Source organism: Microvirga lupini (assembly GCF_014191055.1).
In the GTDB taxonomy this organism is placed as follows: domain Bacteria; phylum Pseudomonadota; class Alphaproteobacteria; order Rhizobiales; family Beijerinckiaceae; genus Microvirga; species Microvirga lupini_A.
Genome location: NZ_JACHWB010000002.1, coordinates 78,511 through 94,382, shown reverse-complemented (window position 1 = coordinate 94,382; position 15,872 = coordinate 78,511). Strand labels below are relative to the sequence as shown.

General features: G+C 61.0%; 20 protein-coding genes and 1 tRNA gene. 9 read left to right on the top strand and 12 right to left on the bottom strand.

Features of this window, described 5'->3' with window-relative positions:
• The first annotated feature begins 60 nt into the window (after positions 1-60).
• The 3 genes from FHR70_RS07495 to FHR70_RS07485 all read left to right on the top strand — a co-directional run bounded on the left by FHR70_RS07495 (position 61) and on the right by FHR70_RS07485 (position 2,506).
• Positions 61-870, top strand: a complete 810-nt coding sequence (locus FHR70_RS07495; RefSeq protein WP_183448745.1) for an endonuclease/exonuclease/phosphatase family protein — start codon at positions 61-63, stop codon at positions 868-870.
• Positions 871-1,011: 141 nt separating this feature from the next.
• Positions 1,012-1,626 (top strand): glutathione transferase GstA, encoded by a 615-nt coding sequence (gene gstA / locus FHR70_RS07490; protein ID WP_183448743.1) that lies wholly within the window; start codon positions 1,012-1,014, stop codon positions 1,624-1,626.
• A gap of 76 nt (positions 1,627-1,702) precedes the next feature.
• Complete coding sequence (locus FHR70_RS07485; RefSeq protein ID WP_183448741.1) at positions 1,703-2,506, top strand: glycosyltransferase family 2 protein; 804 nt, start codon at positions 1,703-1,705, stop codon at positions 2,504-2,506.
• 6 nt (positions 2,507-2,512) lie between these two features.
• Here the strand turns inward: FHR70_RS07485 and FHR70_RS07480 are convergent, their stop codons facing one another.
• The 9 genes from FHR70_RS07480 to FHR70_RS07440 form a co-directional block, all read right to left on the bottom strand.
• Positions 2,513-2,866, bottom strand: coding sequence for a Rid family hydrolase (locus tag FHR70_RS07480; protein ID WP_183448739.1), 354 nt, complete (start codon positions 2,864-2,866; stop codon positions 2,513-2,515).
• A 1,111-nt stretch (positions 2,867-3,977) separates the two neighbouring features.
• Complete coding sequence (locus FHR70_RS07475) at positions 3,978-4,202, bottom strand: hypothetical protein (RefSeq protein WP_183448738.1); 225 nt, start codon at positions 4,200-4,202, stop codon at positions 3,978-3,980.
• A gap of 33 nt (positions 4,203-4,235) precedes the next feature.
• A complete protein-coding gene (locus FHR70_RS07470; protein ID WP_183448736.1) occupies positions 4,236-4,577 on the bottom strand; it encodes a hypothetical protein in 342 nt (113 codons plus the stop codon).
• On the bottom strand, positions 4,574-4,753 hold the full coding sequence (locus tag FHR70_RS07465; protein WP_183448733.1) for a hypothetical protein: 180 nt from the start codon (positions 4,751-4,753) through the stop codon (positions 4,574-4,576). The genes FHR70_RS07470 and FHR70_RS07465 overlap by 4 nt, the downstream gene beginning before the upstream one ends.
• Positions 4,750-5,022, bottom strand: a complete 273-nt coding sequence (locus FHR70_RS07460; RefSeq protein WP_183448731.1) for a hypothetical protein — start codon at positions 5,020-5,022, stop codon at positions 4,750-4,752. Before FHR70_RS07460 ends, FHR70_RS07465 begins: the two co-directional genes overlap by 4 nt.
• 329 nt (positions 5,023-5,351) lie before the next feature.
• Positions 5,352-5,442, bottom strand: a tRNA-Ser gene (locus FHR70_RS07455).
• Between the two features lie 112 nt (positions 5,443-5,554).
• Positions 5,555-5,818 carry a hypothetical protein gene (locus tag FHR70_RS07450; RefSeq protein WP_343058753.1) on the bottom strand — a complete coding sequence of 88 codons (264 nt, stop codon included), beginning with the start codon at positions 5,816-5,818 and terminating at the stop codon, positions 5,555-5,557.
• A 157-nt stretch (positions 5,819-5,975) separates the two neighbouring features.
• The gene (locus FHR70_RS07445; RefSeq protein WP_183448727.1) at positions 5,976-6,206 is read right to left on the bottom strand and encodes a hypothetical protein; all 231 of its coding nucleotides are present in this window, start codon (positions 6,204-6,206) and stop codon (positions 5,976-5,978) included.
• 271 nt (positions 6,207-6,477) lie between these two features.
• On the bottom strand, positions 6,478-6,981 hold the full coding sequence (locus FHR70_RS07440) for a YidB family protein (RefSeq protein WP_183448725.1): 504 nt from the start codon (positions 6,979-6,981) through the stop codon (positions 6,478-6,480).
• Positions 6,982-7,366: 385 nt separating this feature from the next.
• Between FHR70_RS07440 and FHR70_RS07435 the strand changes: the two genes are divergently transcribed.
• From FHR70_RS07435 to FHR70_RS07425, 3 genes are all read left to right on the top strand, one after another.
• On the top strand, positions 7,367-8,602 hold the full coding sequence (locus tag FHR70_RS07435) for a calcium-binding protein (RefSeq protein WP_183448723.1): 1,236 nt from the start codon (positions 7,367-7,369) through the stop codon (positions 8,600-8,602).
• A 201-nt stretch (positions 8,603-8,803) separates the two neighbouring features.
• Entirely contained in the window at positions 8,804-9,943 is a 1,140-nt protein-coding gene (gene solA, locus FHR70_RS07430; RefSeq protein WP_183448722.1) for an N-methyl-L-tryptophan oxidase, read from the top strand.
• 33 nt (positions 9,944-9,976) lie between these two features.
• Positions 9,977-11,095, top strand: coding sequence for a branched-chain amino acid ABC transporter substrate-binding protein (locus FHR70_RS07425; RefSeq protein ID WP_183448719.1), 1,119 nt, complete (start codon positions 9,977-9,979; stop codon positions 11,093-11,095).
• A gap of 53 nt (positions 11,096-11,148) precedes the next feature.
• Here FHR70_RS07425 and FHR70_RS07420 read toward each other — a convergent pair whose 3' ends face one another.
• The 3 genes from FHR70_RS07420 to FHR70_RS07410 all read right to left on the bottom strand — a co-directional run bounded on the left by FHR70_RS07420 (position 11,149) and on the right by FHR70_RS07410 (position 12,693).
• Positions 11,149-11,580 carry a hypothetical protein gene (locus FHR70_RS07420; RefSeq protein ID WP_183448717.1) on the bottom strand — a complete coding sequence of 144 codons (432 nt, stop codon included), beginning with the start codon at positions 11,578-11,580 and terminating at the stop codon, positions 11,149-11,151.
• A 161-nt stretch (positions 11,581-11,741) separates the two neighbouring features.
• Positions 11,742-12,026 (bottom strand): hypothetical protein, encoded by a 285-nt coding sequence (locus FHR70_RS07415; RefSeq protein WP_183448715.1) that lies wholly within the window; start codon positions 12,024-12,026, stop codon positions 11,742-11,744.
• Positions 12,027-12,180: 154 nt separating this feature from the next.
• Positions 12,181-12,693 carry a Crp/Fnr family transcriptional regulator gene (locus FHR70_RS07410; RefSeq protein WP_246407937.1) on the bottom strand — a complete coding sequence of 171 codons (513 nt, stop codon included), beginning with the start codon at positions 12,691-12,693 and terminating at the stop codon, positions 12,181-12,183.
• Between the two features lie 617 nt (positions 12,694-13,310).
• Between FHR70_RS07410 and FHR70_RS07405 the strand changes: the two genes are divergently transcribed.
• From FHR70_RS07405 to FHR70_RS07395, 3 genes are all read left to right on the top strand, one after another.
• On the top strand, positions 13,311-14,729 hold the full coding sequence (locus FHR70_RS07405; RefSeq protein WP_183448711.1) for an amidase: 1,419 nt from the start codon (positions 13,311-13,313) through the stop codon (positions 14,727-14,729).
• 181 nt (positions 14,730-14,910) lie between these two features.
• On the top strand, positions 14,911-15,654 hold the full coding sequence (gene trhO / locus FHR70_RS07400; RefSeq protein WP_183448709.1) for an oxygen-dependent tRNA uridine(34) hydroxylase TrhO: 744 nt from the start codon (positions 14,911-14,913) through the stop codon (positions 15,652-15,654).
• Positions 15,647-15,856, top strand: a complete 210-nt coding sequence (locus tag FHR70_RS07395) for a SlyX family protein (RefSeq protein ID WP_183448707.1) — start codon at positions 15,647-15,649, stop codon at positions 15,854-15,856. Before trhO ends, FHR70_RS07395 begins: the two co-directional genes overlap by 8 nt.
• The last annotated feature ends 16 nt before the right edge of the window (positions 15,857-15,872 follow it).

Below are 15,872 nucleotides of genomic sequence, written 5' to 3'. Positions count from 1 at the left end.
GCTTGTGCCGAGCGGGGCAGTGCCTTTACTTGTAACGAACGATTGAGCCGGTACGAACCTTTGAAGCACAGCGATAACTCGGGGCAAACCCTTCGAATCCTCACCTACAATGTCCATCGCTGGCTCGGCACGGACAGGCAGATTTCTCCGACCCGCATCGCTGAGGTCATCGGATCCTGCGAGCCGGACATCGTTGCCTTGCAGGAGGTCCGCGTGGGTCGGGTACGCGCAGGGGAGATCGATCAGGCTGCGGTGGTGGCGTCGACCCTGGGCATGGACCTGCATTTCCAGCCCACGATCCGCATCCTGGGAGAGCAGTACGGCATCGCAGTTCTGACGCGCCATTCCTCGCGGGTCGTGAAGTCCGGACGGCTTCCGACCCAGTCGACCAGGCCCTCCTTCGAGAAGCGCAGCGCGCTCTGGGTGGCCGTGGAGGTCGACGGACTGACGATCCAGGTGGTCAATGCGCATCTCTCCCTCCGGTCCGGGGAGAGGCGAACCCAGGCCGCGGCTCTCGTCGGGTCGGACTGGATCGGCCATCCCGACTGCGCGGAGCCGGCGGTCCTGCTGGGTGACTTCAATGCGCCGCCCTATTCACGGTCCTACCGGATGATCGCGAACCGCCTGCGGGATGCCCAACTGTCGAACTCCTTCGGCGAGCCGCAGCCGACCTTTCACACCCGCGCGCCGGTGCTGCGCCTCGATCACGTCTTCGTCACCAAGTCGATCGAGGTGGTCGATGCCGGACCTGTGCGTACGCCCCTGACCCGGGTCGCATCGGACCATTTCCCCCTGCTGGCGCAGCTCCGCGTCCGCAAACATTCCAAGGCTGGGGCTGGCAGACATGCTCATGAAGAAGAGCTTCTCTGACGGTTCGCAATGCCCTGTGTGAAATAGTATAGCAATTAGTTGTAGGTGCCTTGAAAGCGCCACTGTGTAACGTATGAATTAAGTATCGTGTAACGTTATAATTTAAAATTCCCGCTGGGGCGCGCGGGAAGAAGGGTCACGATGAAGCTGTATTATACCCCCGGAGCCTGCTCTCTCGCCCCGCGGATCATCGCCTGCGAGGCCGGCCTGAAGATCGAGTATGATAAGGTCGACCTGAAGACCCAAACGACAGCTTCTGGACGGGATTATATCAGGATCAATCCGAAGGGTTACGTGCCTGCGCTTGCCCTCCATACCGGCGACATTCTGGCGGAGGTGCCCGTGATTCTTGAATATCTGGCGGATCAGGCGCCCGGTGCCCGCCTCCTGCCGAAGCTGGGATCCCTGGAGCGGTACCGGGTCAAGGAATGGCTCGACTTCACCGGCGCGGAGCTCCACAAAGGCTTCGATCCGCTCTGGACCGCCCCGATGCCGCCGAAAGCGCGGCAATTGGCCGTAAGCCACCTTCAGCGGCGCTTCGCCTATCTCGATCAGTGCCTGCGGGAGCGCTCCTACTTGGCGGGCGAACATTTCACCATTGCCGACGCCTATTGCTTCACCGTGCTCAACTGGAGCCGCTTTCACCGGGTCGACCTCTCGCCTCATCCGGCCGTCACCGCTTATATGACACGGGTCTCCTCCCGCCCGATGGTGAAGTGCGCCCTGGAGGCTGAGGGTTTGATAGCACAGGCCTGAACAATCGGGACGGTCCCCTATCGCTTGTAGATTCAAGGCCCTTGCAACAAATCGGCAGGGCGGCTAGGCACCCGCCATGCTTCCAGTTTCCGTCTTCATCATTGCCAAGAATGAAGCCGACCGGATCGGCGCGACCATCCGCGCCATCCGCGGTCTGACGGATGATTTGGTTGTGGTTGATTCCGGATCAACCGATGGAACCCAGGCCGTCGCTGAGGAACTCGGCGCCCGCGTCATCTACAATCCGTGGCCCGGCTATGGGCTCCAGAAGCGTTTCGCCGAGGAGCAGTGCCGCCATGAGTGGCTCCTGAACCTCGATGCGGACGAGGTGGTCTCTCCAGAGCTTCTGGCCGAAATCCGCGCCCTGTTCGCCCATGGGGAGCCTCCCCGCCAAGCCTATGGAATTCGCATTGTTGAGACCTTTCCGGGGGAGGCGGCGCCGCATCCTCTGGCGTACCGGGTCGCGCCAATCCGCCTCTACCGCCGGGACGCAGGCCGTTATTCCACCTCGCTCGTTCATGATCGCGTCGATCTGAGCCCAGGCACCAGGACCGGCAAGCTGAAGGGCCTCGTACACCACCGGTCCGTGCGGTCGCTTGGGGATCAGCTGGCCAAGCTCAACAGCTATACTGACCAGCAGGCCGTGGATTTTGAGGTGAGGGGGGTCTCTATCCCGACATGGCGGGTCTATTTCGAGTTCCCGGCCGCTTTCCTGAAAGCCTATTTCGGCCGATTGCATTTTCTGCGCGGCACCTACGGCTTCCTGATCGCCATGAACTACGCCACCTGGCGCCACCTGCGCCTGGCCAAGCATTACGAACGCAAGCGCATGAACGCGCTGGCCAAAGCCAATTCACAGGCTGAGCGGGCTCAAGGCTGAGCGGCGTCACAGGGCGGCGGTGACCTGGATTTCGAGCTTGTAATCTGGATCCGCCAGCCTGGATTCGACGCAGACCCGGGCCGGCGCCTGTCCAGGAACAACCCAGGCATCCCACACGGAATTCATCTCATCGTAGGATGCGATATCGGCAAGCCAGATGGTCGCCTGCAGCAGCCTCGACTTGTCGCTGCCGATCTCGGCCAGCGACTGCTCGATCTGCCCGAGGATGTCCCGGGTCTGCTCCGCAACGGAGCCATGAAGCGTCGTCTCGGGAACATAGCCGGAGAAATAGGCCGTCTCGCCGAGGATCACGAGGTCGCTGTATCGCGCGGCTATGCCGATGCGCCGAATGTCCGTCACGCTCAACCTCTCACGATGGATCATGCTGACAAGGTTGGTAGCACAGGCGACGACCTTGTCGCAAAAGCCGAGGCGTCTCGAAGCAGCATGCAGGGACGAAGCAAGTTTTTTTGCAGTCCGGGCGAAGGCCCGATCTTCCTGTTCTCACTCCGAGGCACTGTGCCACGCACTCTCATGTGTGTTCGGTGCCTGCATGACTTATGCTCAGGGCTTCTGCTCCAAAACAGAGAGGCGCGAGGCGCTCCGTTTCGTCAGATGCTGGCGAGCAGGAGGCTTGCCCCGATCAAAGAACCGACGGAGGTGACGAAGAGAATTGAGGCTCGCCCGAGGGATAGGCCGGCCGGGGAGCCATCCATCTGTTCCGGGCGCATGCCCTGTGGGTCTTGAAGAGGTGTCATAAAGCTAACCTGCGTTGTGAGTGCCGATGCATGACAGCCAAACGGAGGCAACTGGCGGGCTATTCCTTCACGAACTGTATCTGAGTGTTTCCAAAGCGCGGCTTCGAGCGCCGCGTCATAGGGAGCGGAGGCTCCGAATGCTCAGATTGTCCGAAGCCCGAAAGTCTTCGAGCAGCCAATGTCTGCCACATTGTCCAAGGTTCAGAACGCCACTGTCTGGATAGGGCAGGAGGATTTTTGTCGTCTCCGTTCGTTCTGGAAAGCTTTCCCAAAACGTTGGGCTGGGCATCGCTTCAGCAAACCTCCAACGTCCATCATGCACGTCCCACGTCAGAGTGCCGGAGATCAAACAAAGCTGAGCCTGGGACAGGAAAATGGCGGAGACGGAGGGATTCGAACCCCCTCCGTACACTTTCTAGGGTAATTTGGAGGGTAACTCAGGGCCAAAATACATAATGAATTCAATGAACCCTTACCCTGTGTTACCCCTCGATATCCTTCAATTATCCCTGGAATTACCCCACGGGATGGCTCAAAGTGATCGCTGCTTTGGCCCGAGATAGCGCTAGGGGAGCCGGCAACGGCTCGATTGGACTGCGCCCTTTCCCAAGGCAGGGAAGGCCCCGCTCGTAACGCTTCGGGCGTGAGAGAGGGGACAACCAATGTTTGGGCATCTGCTCCCGGGCGGGCCTTCCACCTACTTGAGCTGAATCTCAGCTCCCCCAGGTTTGGCGAGCAAAGACATAGGAAGCGCAGAGCGCACCGACGAAAGCCGCCCAACACCCGTAGGAATTCCAGCGGCCGATGCGCTGTATCTCGCCCATCATGGTGTCGATGTTGTCCGGCACTTCGATCCGTGACGAGTAAAGAAAAAGGCCCGCTGCGGCGAGTGCTGACACCGCGCCCAACGAGCTCATGAACAGATCAAGCTCTTTCAATTATGCCCCCAGCCTTAGTTTGGCGGGACTGTATCACATCGAGCGCCCGATCTCAGCCGCTACTCGGACGATGGCGCGGCGCACGGCGGCAGCTTGGCCCAAGCCTCCCCGCTCGCAGTCGAACCAGCCGAGCGAGTCAGGCAATGGCCGCGCGCTGGGGCTGTAGCAGTCAATTAGAAGATTCAGCTTCACCGCCAGCCGCAGCGCGTCGCCGTCGTCATTCAGCGGATTAAACCAGCCAGCCCACGGCCCCACGCACCACAAGCCCAGCTCAGGAGTGTACTTGCGGTCAATCGGGTCGCATTGGTCTTCTCGTCCGACCTCACGTCCTGCCGCCTTCGCCGCCAGCTCCAGCAGTTCGCGGTCGGCGCTCATGCCGCCACCCCATCCGGCGCGGTCTCCCCAGCCTTACGCTCGGCCTCGTAGCGCGCCTTGAAGTGCCGGTACAGCTCTTCGACCGTGAACGAAGAAAGCTGTTCTCCCCAGCCGTAGCCCTGGACATAATCGGAGCCGATCGTCTCGAAAAATTCCTCATGGCTCTTGTACTTCATTGCCCCTCCTTTTTGAGCCGCTCCAAGTAAGCAGCCACATCCGCGTCGAATTGTTCAAGGCTTCTTTCTGGAGGCCATGTCACGGTAATGCGAACATCGTTGCTTGCAGTGAACTGCTCAAGCTCCCCATGGGGGTCTGCTACGCGCATCTCTTCCATTGCTGCATAGAGCATTGGACAGAACACGCCATCGCCAATCGTATCGTGCTCGAACGTGAAAGTGATTTTGCGGCTAGGATACGGGACGGACTCCATGTTGGGGTCAATCATTTAAACTCTCCTTCGTGGTGGTTGTTGACGAAGAGAATTGTACCGCTGCCAAGCTGGGCGTGTGATAGATTGTTACTATCGAGAACCCATAGCCGATTGCGTGAGACTGTCTCGCTCGTACTGAGGGTAGGGCTTGGTTGAGCCATGCGCCGAGTAAGCTAGGGCGCACGCGGCAATGATGCCCTGCTGGTCAGATTTCCCAACCGGCATAAGGACTTAGGAACCGGGTTATCCCCGAAGTTACCGCAATCCCATCCCCGGGATTAACAGGGCAATTACCCCAGATATTATCCCTGGAATGAATTCAAGTAATGATTTCAATGGGTTAGTGGCGGAGACGGAGGGATTCGAACCCTCGATACCCTTTTGGGGTATGCTCATTTAGCAAACGAGTGCCTTCAGCCGCTCGGCCACGTCTCCAGGCGAACAAGGCAGGATTTGGGATCCCGCTTCGCAGGTGGCGCAATAGACGCGAACAGGGTGCTTTCGTCAAGGTCCAAATTCGCCGGTCGGCGTGTGAGGGCGAAACCCCTCAGGAGGCTGAGACAGCGTCCGCCTTTGCATAAAGATCCTTGATCTCTTCGAAGCCCCGGATGGGAGGTCCGGAATGCCTGACGATGACGGCACTCAATTGTCTGAACTTGTCGTCAGCCCATTCCTCGACGACCAGGGTCACTGCTTCGCGAAGAGGCAATGTCGCAACCTTGCTGGCCATGGTCTGGCCGGCAGGACCCTGAAGAGGGCGCTTGAGGGCAAGAAGGTCAACCATCTCGTCGAGATCGTAGGCCGCGATCACAATCCTCTCCAATGAACAATCGAGACAATCTTGGCTATTGGGCATTCAATTGTGGCAACTGAATGCCGAAGCTTGCAGCAGGCTGGTTTTTGCCGGGAGGCATGAACGCAAAGGTTCATTTATCCCCAGGGTTGATGCCGTAACGGAAGGTTTCGGGTCAGTTCAGGCTCGCCCTTCGTGCGCCGTTGTTCGAGGAGGGGGGCTCCTCAGCTTCATCCGGAATGATGAGCACTGAAACGGCATGGCCGCTGGACGCGAGAATATCGGCGGCATCGAACGCTGAGCGCTCCGCGTCCTGGCGGGTTGCAAACGCCGTCTGCTTTCGGTCCGCGTAAGTGACCAGCCATTCGCCTTGGAACTTGAAGACGACAAACCGATCCGTATGCATCAGCCCCTCCCTGGCCTCGCCCCCTGACGAAGTTGGAGAAGCCTACCTGATCGCTGCCCTTGGAAAAGAAAACGATGGGGGTAGCCGCCGGGACAAAAGGGTAGAGTTTCATAAGCTCTGGCGGCACAGGTCAATCGGGCCGATCCGTCTGCCGATGGCGTGATGCTTCGACGGTGGGGCAGGCGAGCCTGCAATGGACTGAAGCCACGCGCACCCGGATCGGGACCGGGAGCGCATGGCTTGAACACAGCAGAACCTGTGTGCGGATCGGCTAGAATTCCTGCTGGCTCGGAACGCGCCCGTTGGGGGTGTACTGATCCACCGCCTGGGGAAGTTCCCTCGACAGACGGGCCAAAAGCTCTTCACGGGAAAGCCCAGTCTGTTGCGAGAGGGTCGCGAGCACGTCGGGACCGATGGCGCGCTCCAGCTGGTCCGGGGCAACCTCCTTGTTGGGGCCGGTGCTCACCCAGGAATCGGCGACGTCGCCCTGGCCGTTCTGACGGAAGTTTTCGATCAGTTCGCCCAGGCCGCCGCTCACCAGCCCGCCAGGGCTCGCATTGCCGCCCAAGCCGCCCAGAAGGCCACCGAGGCCTCCACCACCAAGAAGCCCACCGAGGCCGCCCATTCCGCCCGGCTGCTGGCTGGCTCCCCCCGGCAGACCGGTTCGGTTGCCCGAGGCGCCACCGAACATCTCGGCGAGTTTGTCCCGGTTCTGGAAACCGGCAACGGCCAGAAGCCCCAGAAGTGCTGTCATGGATGGAAAGCCGCGGCTCATATCGCTCCTCCTCGTTGGATGGACAGGGAATCGCGTCCGCATCGAAAGAGTTCCCGGAACAATGCACAGGAGGGACCGCAAGGAACTCCTATATCGTGGCAAAAAGCCTCTTTTCCGGCGCTACCTCGTGGGAGCGTCCCTGGCGGGAGACATCGCAACGAGGTGGATCACCCGTAAAAGTGCTCCTGCTCACCTCTGCTCGAGCTTATCTTGCACCTGGCCCGTCGGAGGCCTGCTCGCGGTGCATTCATGAGCCGAAATGACAGCCTTCAATCCGACGGAGCGCTGAGTGTTCGGCCCATGCCAATGCCTGACACCGATGAGAACTGCCCAGGCCTCATGCGGAACGATATTGCCCGACGATCGCCGATGGAAGGAATCAGCCATGGAAGAGGAACTGCGATACATTTTCTACGGTGGTGTTGAGGGTGCGTTTCAGAGGACGGACCTTTCGGATCTGTCGCTTCTCTCGGCTCAATTCGGTGCGGCCGCCTTCGGCTATACCGAAGGTCAGCTTCTGCAGGGTTCCCTCAGTTTTTCGGGAGCGGCCCTCCAACTGATCAAGGACAACTTGCCGCCGGATCCGCTCACGGCCATCGAAATTCCCATCGGCACTGAGGGACTCGATCTGTTCTTCCCGCAGCCCGTGGTTGGAAATTACACAGAGAATGATCTCGTCGGCATCGATGATCCAATCCGCGATACCATCGACCTTAAGTTCACTGGCTCGCCGGATGATCCGCTTGCAGGGCTGAGCATGCGTCTCAGAGATCCGGGATTGGGAATTGGGGGATTCGTCAGAGAATCCGGTGCTACATTCTCCAGCAATGCCGGTGCTCAGGCGCAGGTCGACGGCTTATGGCTTCCCGAAAGCATCGTTCCGGATTTCAAGTCAGGAGGGTCCGGGAAGGATCACTTGCAAGGCAACGCAGATTACAACTTCCTGGCCGGTCTCTCGGGCAACGACACGCTCACGATCAAGAGTGGCAGAGGCTGGGCCTGGGGCGGCAACGGTAACGATGTGATCAAAGGCTCTGAGGACGGCAGCGCCGGCGTCTTCGGCGGTGATTTCCTCTATGGCGGTGCCGGATCCGATAAGATCTACGGCGCACGGGGCGGCGACGTCATCGAGGGCGGAGGCAACGCGGATGATCTTCGCGGTGAGGAAGGGAACGACGTCATCGGCGGAGGTGTCGGCAACGACACGGTGAGAGGCGGCAGCGGCGACGACTTCCTGGGAGGCCAAAGCGGATCCGATCGCATCTACGGCAACAGCGGTGCCGACAACATCGACGGCGATTCCGGCAACGACAGGATCGATGGCTGCAGCGGGAACGACATCATCCGCGGCAGGCAGGGAAACGACCATCTTCGCGGCGGGCCCGGCAGCGACACCTTCATCTTCGATATGGACAACGAGGGACACGATACGATTTACGGCTTCCAGCGTGGCATCGACACGATCCAAATCGGAGCAGAGGGTCTGAGCAGTTTCGACCAGCTGATCGCAACGGCTGTCGTTGAGGATGGAGACGTCACCGTCACCTATGGCGCCAACACGCTCACCTTCGCCAATACGGCGCTGTCGTCACTGAGGGCGTCCGACTTCGATATCCTATGACGTTGCCTTGAGAGGGCTCGAACTCTTCTGCGCTTGGCACCAGCGCCCCGGTTCCGCCGGGCGCTCTTCTTGGATTGTTCAGCCGGGCATGCCGGGTAAGGAAGCGAATACGGGTTGGCAGGTTTGCAGAAGGCTTTAGGTTACCTGGCGGTATTCGCTTGGTGGTGCCGGCGATCTTTTGACGGCGATAAAGGGTATTCGATGACGACGTTCGATGTGGCGGTCATTGGGCTAGGGGCCATGGGCAGCGCGGCCCTGTTCAACCTGGCTCGCCAGGGGCATCGGGTTGTCGGCATCGAGCAGTTCGAGCCGGGCCACGACAAGGGATCGTCGCATGGCGAGAGCAGAATCATCCGCCTGTCCTATTTCGAGCATCCCTCTTACGTACCCCTCGTGCGCCGGGCTCTGGAGAAGTGGCGCGAGCTGGAGGATCTCTCCGGTGAGACGATTCTGACCGTGACGGGCGTTCTCGAAGCAGGCTATCCTGGGTCTCCCATCGTGAGCGGCTCCCTCGATGCTTCGAGGCAGCACGGTCTGACCCACGACGTGCTGAGTGCGGCCGACATCACCCGGCGGTTTCCCGGCTTCAAGGTCCCGCCCCACTGGACGGGTCTGTTCCAGCCGGAAGGCGGATTCCTGCGGCCGGAACTGGCGATCCGGACCTTCATGCAGCAGGCGAAGCGCCATGGCGCTGAGACGCGCATGAACACGCGCGTTCTAGGCATTGAGCCGCTCAGCGCGGGGATCCGGGTGCGGACCGACACGGAGGTGATCGAAGCCGGATCGGTGATCGTCGCGACCGGCGCATGGATCGGCGATTTTGCGCCAGAGCTGAAGCCGCATCTCAAGATCACCCGCCAGGTGCTCGGCTGGTTTTCGCCGCTCGAGCCGTCGCTCTTCACGCCGGATCGCTGCCCGGTCTTCCTGCTCGAATCCGAGGACGATGCCTGCTACGGCTTTCCGGATTTCGCCGGCACCGGCGTCAAGACAGCCTCCCATAGGGAGGGAGTGGTGCTGCCCGCTGCGGGCGACTTGGCGCAGGATGGCGGCCCCGCCGATGAGGCGCAGATCCGGCGGATGCTCGAGCTGGCGATGCCGGATGCGAACGGTCCCCTCCGGCAGATGCGCGCCTGCATGTACACCCGTACGCCGGACGAAGACTTCGTGATCGATCTTTCGCCGGTTGATCCACGGATCGTTCTGGCATCGCCATGCTCAGGCCATGGCTTCAAATTCGCCAGCGTGGTCGGCGAGGTGCTGGCCGATCTCGCCCTCGGGAAGGCGTCGGCGAGCGACATCTCCCGTTTTCAGATCCGCCGGTTCGGGGCACAATCCGCCTAAAGCATAGAAACAGTCGCACATGGAGGCACGACCATGAAGAGAGGAAACGCCTATCAGCTGTCTGCCCTGGCCTTGCTCGTCAGCGCCGGGGTCGCGAATGCCGCGGAGATCACCATCGCGGTGGCGGGGCCGATGACGGGAGCGGTGGCCAGTATCGGCGAGCAGCTCAAGAACGGCGCCGAGCTTGCCGCGCAGGCCATCAACAAGAATGGCGGCGTCAACGGCGACACGATCAAGATCGTCGTCCACGACGACGCCTGCGACCCCAAGCAGGCAGTCGCCATCGCCAACCGCATCGTCTCCGACGGGGTCAAGTTCGTCGACGGCCATGCCTGCTCCGGCTCCTCGATCCCGGCCTCCGAGGTTTATGCCGAGGCCGATGTGCTGATGATGAGCCCGGCCTCCAGCAATCCGGCCATGACCGACAAGGCCGCGGCAGAGGGCTGGACCACCATCATGCGCCTATATGGGCGCGACGATGCGCAGGGCCTCTTCATCGGACCGTGGATCAAGCAGAATTACGGAGCGAAGAAGATCGCAATTCTCCACGACAAGAGCGCCTACGGCAAAGGCCTCGCGGACGTGGTGAGGGCGTCATTGAACGGCGCCGGCGTCAAGGAAGTTCTCTATGAAGGCATCAATGCCGGTGAGAAGGACTACACGGCGGTGGTCAACAAGCTCAAGAGCCAGGGCGTCGAGTTTCTGTACTTCGGAGGCTACCACACCGAGGCCGGCCTCATCATGCGCCAGGCGGCAGACCAGAACTACAAGTTCCAGCTCATGATGGGCGACAGCCTCGCGACACCGGAATTCGCGTCCGTGGCGGGACCTGCCGCCGAGGGAACCCTGTTCACCTTCCCGCCCGATGCCCGCCGCAGCGAGGCCGCCAAGGAAGCCCTGGCGCAGTTCAAAGCGATCGGCTTCGAGCCCGAGGGTTTCACCCTGTTCTCCTATGCGACCGTTCAGGCGATTGCTGAGGGAATCAAGAAGGCCGGCAAGACGGATCCGAAAGCCGTGGCCAAGACCCTGCGCGAAACCACCGTCGATACGGTGATCGGTCCCGTGACCTTCGATCAGAAGGGCGACATCAAGGACCCGAAATACGACATCAATGTCTGGAAGGGTGGAACCTACAGCAAGCTGACCCAGTAGAATCTGCCTGTTGATCGGCGAGGGCGGCTCCGAAAAGAGCCGCCCTTTGTCATTCAGTCGTGCGCCACGGCCTCATCCGCCGTGGACGGCATGAGGTGTTCGATGGAAACCCATTCCGTGCAGGCCCGGAGGATCGGCGCAAGGTAGGCCCGGTTGCCCTCGATCTCGACCACGCGGCACGGGTAGGCCCGGCGGTCCCCCGGGGGGCGGTAGATCACGGTTACTCCCGGTCGGATGTCATCATTGGCCAAGGACGCTGGTGCGCTGATCGTCGCAAGGGCTGCGGGCCGCTCGTTGTCCTGGAACACGTTCGCCTGCCGGGCTGCCCGGTGGCGTTCCAGGGCTTCGATGGCCACCCTGGCGCGGTCACGGTAACGATCGCAGACGACTCTCATCAGAGTGCCCCTTTCCCGACCCGGGTACCAGGTCACGCCGCCGATCTTGGCCAATTCTTCTGCAACGACCTCAATCTCTTCCTCTGTCATTGGCTACAATCCCGAGTGAGCATGTGTGATGTGCTCAGGTCTTGTGACGGCACTCGTGTGACCTGTTCATCGAGTGCGTTAGCCCCCAGGAGAATTCTTTTTGTTTCAAGTCCGGTGCTGCTTGTCTGGTGCGCCGAACCGGCTTGAGCTTGTGTGTTTGGTCAGGCTCTCAGCTCCATCATGCGCTTCTGCAGGATGGCGAGTTGCTGGATGTAAGGCTCGCGACGCTCGCGGTGCCGGGTCTTGAGCTTCTCGAGAGCGCGGATCTTGATGTTGGTATCAGGTGACGTGTTGCTGAGCTTCTCGCGCTCCTTCTCGTAGTCGAAATCGAGATCGGCCAGCGTGGCCAGAAGGGATTGCAGCAAGGGTTGGAAGGTCGGCGAGTAGATTCTTGATTGATGAGCCCCGTTACTGAATTCATCTTTGTGAAACTTAGTATCAGCCATCGTCTTCCTCGTATTAACTTTGCGTTAATAGAGCTTGAAGGTACTAAGCCGGAGTTACCCCGTCTGTTGGGAACCCGACACAAGATTTAAAGAAATCGATTTCATTGGAAAGCTTGTGTGTTCTCACACACGTGGCAGGGCAATTCTTACCCTATCAATCGCATCTGAACGCGCCTGGCAGCAGCCTGTCGAAGCTGTCGCATATGGCGCGGTAGCATTCGCACGCCGTGGCTTCCAGGCCATTCCGGTTGGTGATTCTGATCGTGCCTCTGCCCTGAACGATGAGGCCGGCTTTCTGAAGGGCACTGGTGACGCTGCTGACCGTCGAGCGCTGAACACCCAGCATCTCGGCCAGCGCCTCATGGGTGAGGGGGACCTCATCCCGATTGGTGCGGTCACGCGTGGTCAGGATGGAGCGGCAGCATCGGGCTTCCACGCTGTGGACGGCATTACAGGCAACCGTCTGCAGGGTTTGGGCCAGGAATGCCTCGGTGAAGCGGAACATGGTGTGCCGCAGTTTCGGCCGTTCTGCCACGCCCTCATTCAAGCGATCCAGAGGCACGCGCGACGCCGTTCCAGGAACCTGGGTGATATAGCGACCGAACGACTGGCGGGTGATGAGCGCACTGACAAACCCGAGGGTGCCCTCCCGGCCGAATATGGCCATTTCCACGGATCCGCCGCTCTGAAGGACGGTCAGAAGAGAAATGACCGCATCATGGGGGAAGTAGGTGTGCCTGATGGGCTCTCCCGTTTCGAAGAGAACCTTGCCCCGTGGGAGATCAACGACCTCGAGGTATGGCTCAAGCCAATGAAAGTCTTCTGGCTCCAACGCGGCAAGGAGCCGGTTCCTTCGGTGAATGTCAGCCTTAGAACCATCTTTCATGGCAAGGTGTCACCGGGTTTAGCCTGCTTCCTTAACGGGGAAACAAGCATGCCTGCAGGATTATAATAACACAACTGGTGGCTGAGTAACCGTCTGCTTTGCTTATAGACAGGTAATTTAGCCGGTTATTCCGCCCCTCCCGAAAACGTTGCTATGGAAAGGAGGAGTTTCCTTCCTCGGCAAACAAACATCACTGGCCCGCCTTTGTGCCGTCAGACCGATGGAGATGCCTCCAAAGAGTAGACAGGGATGGTTCGGAGCAGCCATGGAGGGCATGCCGTTGCGCTGGCTTCATGGGGCCATGCGTCGGGATGCGGTAAAACAGGTTTACCGGTCGCGAGGATCGTTTCAGCATGGGTGCCGGTCGAATCCACGAGCGGGGGAATTTCGCATTGAGCATGCAATCGTCGGCACACCTGTCTTCTCGGGACTTATCCGCAGACCTCGCCGACTGGACGGGGCCCCAACTCCTCGAAGGCTATGCCCGCAAGACCCTGTCACCCGTCGATGTGACGAAGGCGGTCATTGCCCACATTGAGGCTCGCGAGCCGCCGCTTCGGGCTCTCTACGCCTTTGACCCCGAAGCGGCGCTCAATGCCGCAAAGGAGTCGGAGCAGCGCTGGATGCGGGGCGAGGCGAGGGCGCTCGACGGTATCCCGGCGACGATCAAGGAGAACATCGCCACCAAGGGAACGCCGGTGCCGCTCGGCACGGCAGCGCGTCCGCTCATCCCGGCGGCGGAGGACGCACCTGCCGCCGCCCGCCTGCGCGAGGACGGCGTCGTCATCCTGGCCAAGACCACCATGCCGGATTACGGCATGCTCTCGTCTGGCCTCTCCAGCTTCCATCCGCTCACGCGCAATCCGTGGGACCTCACCAAGAATCCCGGCGGCAGTTCGGCCGGGGCGGGGGCTGCCGCCGCCGCGGGTTACGGGCCATTCCATATCGGCACCGACATCGGCGGCTCGATCCGGCTCCCGGCGTCCTGGTGCGGGGTGTTCGGTCTCAAACCGAGCTTCGGGCGCATCCCCATCGACCCGACCTATTACGGCCGGGTGGCAGGGCCTATGACGCGAACGGTGCGCGATGCTGCTCTCATGATGACAAGCCTGACGCGCCCGGACGTGCGCGATCCCATGAGCCTGCCGTATCAGGACCTGCCCTGGCTCGATCTGAACCTCGACATCAAGGGCCTGAGGATCGGCGTCATGATGGAAGCCGGGATCGGCCTGCCTCTCGATCCGGAGATCCGCGCAACGGTTGAACGGGCCGCGCAACTCCTGAGTCAGGCCGGTGCCGTCATCGAGGAGGTGCCTGCTTTCATCACCCGCGAGATGCTCGACGGCCTCGACGATTTCTGGCGCCAGCGCGCCTGGGCCGACATGGCACCCTTGAGCGAGGCGGAGCGGGCTAAGATCCTGCCCTATATCCGGCAATGGGCCGAGGGCGGGAAGGACCTGACAGGCGCCGAGGTCTACAGCGGCATGAACCAGATGATGGTGATGCGCCACGCAGCGGTCGCCGCCACGCATCGCTTCGACTTCGTCATCTCTCCGGTCGCTCCGTGCGTGGCCTATCCGGCAGAACTGGCATCCCCGATTCACAATCCGGAAGAGCCCTTCGAGCATATCGGCTACACGGTCGCCTTCAACATGTCCGACCAGCCGGCCTCCTCGGTGAATGCCGGCTTTACCAGGGCGGGCTTGCCCATCGGCCTCCAGATCATCGGCCGCCGCTTCGACGACGTGGGCGTGCTGCGCCTGTCACAGGCCTGGGAGGAGATGTGCCCGGAGAAGCGGCCTTGGCCGAAGGTTTAAACCAGGGCGACCTTTATGGATTCTCTTCCCCTCCGCTGTCCCTCCGGCCGGGAATGGCACTGAAGATATCGCCCCAGTGTCATCCCCGGCGGTCCGCAGGACCGGGAAGGGGATCCAGAGCGACACCGAGAACCAGGATAGGCGGGTTTGCCCTCGGCACACCTCCTGATAAACAGCCACCATGACGTACAAGGTTGCCGCTCTCTATCAGTTCGTTCCGCTGCCGGATTTCCGCGAGATCAAGGAGCCCCTTCATAGGCTCTGCCTCGACCTCGGGATCAAGGGCACGCTGCTGCTCGCCCATGAAGGCATCAACGGAACCGTGGCCGGGACCGAGGAGGGCATCGACGCCCTCATGACCGAACTGCGGGAGGGGCCGCTGTTCCGAGGCCGCCTCGACAATCTGGAGCTGAAGTTCTCCTCGGCCGCCGAGATGCCCTTCAAGCGCATGAAGGTGCGGCTCAAGAAAGAAATCGTGACCCTCGGCGATCCGCAGACCGATCCCTTGCGCCGGGTCGGCACCTATGTGTCTCCCGCCGAGTGGAACAGGCTCCTGGAGGAGCCCGGCGTCGTGCTTCTCGACACGCGCAACGACTTCGAGGTCGAGATGGGCACCTTCGAAGGCGCGGTCGATCCCAGGATCAAGCGCTTCGGCGAGTTCAAGGACTTCGTGAAGAACGAACTCGACCCGGCCAGGCACCGGAAGGTCGCCATGTTCTGCACCGGCGGCATCCGCTGCGAGAAGGCGAGCGCCTACATGCTGAACCAGGGCTTCGAGGAGGTCCTTCACTTGAAGGGCGGCATCCTCAAGTATCTTGAGGACGTGCCGGAGGCCGAAAGCCGGTGGAAGGGCGAGTGCTTCGTCTTCGACGAGCGTGTCGCGCTTGGCCATGGGCTGGTGGAGGCGGGGCCATCCGATGAGTGACTTTGAAACCCGCATCGAAGCGCTTGAGGTCCGCGTCGCCTATCAGGATCAGGTGATCGAGGACCTGAACCAGACCATCATTGCCCAGTGGAAGCAGATCGACAGCTTGAAGCGGCAACTCAACGAGGTGCTCGACCGCGTTCAGGAGGTCGAGGACAGCGCCGGACCTCGCGGGCCCGAGCCGCCGCCGCCGCATTACTGATGCCGGTGCGGCGGGG

Excerpts from the sequence above, each read along its gene's own strand:
- FHR70_RS07445 (WP_183448727.1), bottom strand. The coding sequence starts at position 6,206 with ATGCATACGGATCGGTTTGTCGTCTTCAAGTTCCAAGGCGAATGGCTG.
- FHR70_RS07410 (WP_246407937.1), bottom strand. The coding sequence starts at position 12,693 with ATGGCCATATTCGGCCGGGAGGGCACCCTCGGGTTTGTCAGTGCGCTC.
- FHR70_RS07405 (WP_183448711.1), top strand. The coding sequence starts at position 13,311 with ATGCAATCGTCGGCACACCTGTCTTCTCGGGACTTATCCGCAGACCTC.
- FHR70_RS07440 (WP_183448725.1), bottom strand. The coding sequence starts at position 6,981 with ATGAGCCGCGGCTTTCCATCCATGACAGCACTTCTGGGGCTTCTGGCC.
- gstA (WP_183448743.1), top strand. The coding sequence starts at position 1,012 with ATGAAGCTGTATTATACCCCCGGAGCCTGCTCTCTCGCCCCGCGGATC.
- FHR70_RS07470 (WP_183448736.1), bottom strand. The coding sequence starts at position 4,577 with ATGAGCGCCGACCGCGAACTGCTGGAGCTGGCGGCGAAGGCGGCAGGA.
- FHR70_RS07395 (WP_183448707.1), top strand. The coding sequence starts at position 15,647 with ATGAGTGACTTTGAAACCCGCATCGAAGCGCTTGAGGTCCGCGTCGCC.
- FHR70_RS07435 (WP_183448723.1), top strand. The coding sequence starts at position 7,367 with ATGGAAGAGGAACTGCGATACATTTTCTACGGTGGTGTTGAGGGTGCG.
- FHR70_RS07485 (WP_183448741.1), top strand. The coding sequence starts at position 1,703 with ATGCTTCCAGTTTCCGTCTTCATCATTGCCAAGAATGAAGCCGACCGG.
- FHR70_RS07425 (WP_183448719.1), top strand. The coding sequence starts at position 9,977 with ATGAAGAGAGGAAACGCCTATCAGCTGTCTGCCCTGGCCTTGCTCGTC.
- trhO (WP_183448709.1), top strand. The coding sequence starts at position 14,911 with ATGACGTACAAGGTTGCCGCTCTCTATCAGTTCGTTCCGCTGCCGGAT.
- FHR70_RS07465 (WP_183448733.1), bottom strand. The coding sequence starts at position 4,753 with ATGAAGTACAAGAGCCATGAGGAATTTTTCGAGACGATCGGCTCCGAT.
- solA (WP_183448722.1), top strand. The coding sequence starts at position 8,804 with ATGACGACGTTCGATGTGGCGGTCATTGGGCTAGGGGCCATGGGCAGC.
- FHR70_RS07415 (WP_183448715.1), bottom strand. The coding sequence starts at position 12,026 with ATGGCTGATACTAAGTTTCACAAAGATGAATTCAGTAACGGGGCTCAT.
- FHR70_RS07460 (WP_183448731.1), bottom strand. The coding sequence starts at position 5,022 with ATGATTGACCCCAACATGGAGTCCGTCCCGTATCCTAGCCGCAAAATC.
- FHR70_RS07420 (WP_183448717.1), bottom strand. The coding sequence starts at position 11,580 with ATGACAGAGGAAGAGATTGAGGTCGTTGCAGAAGAATTGGCCAAGATC.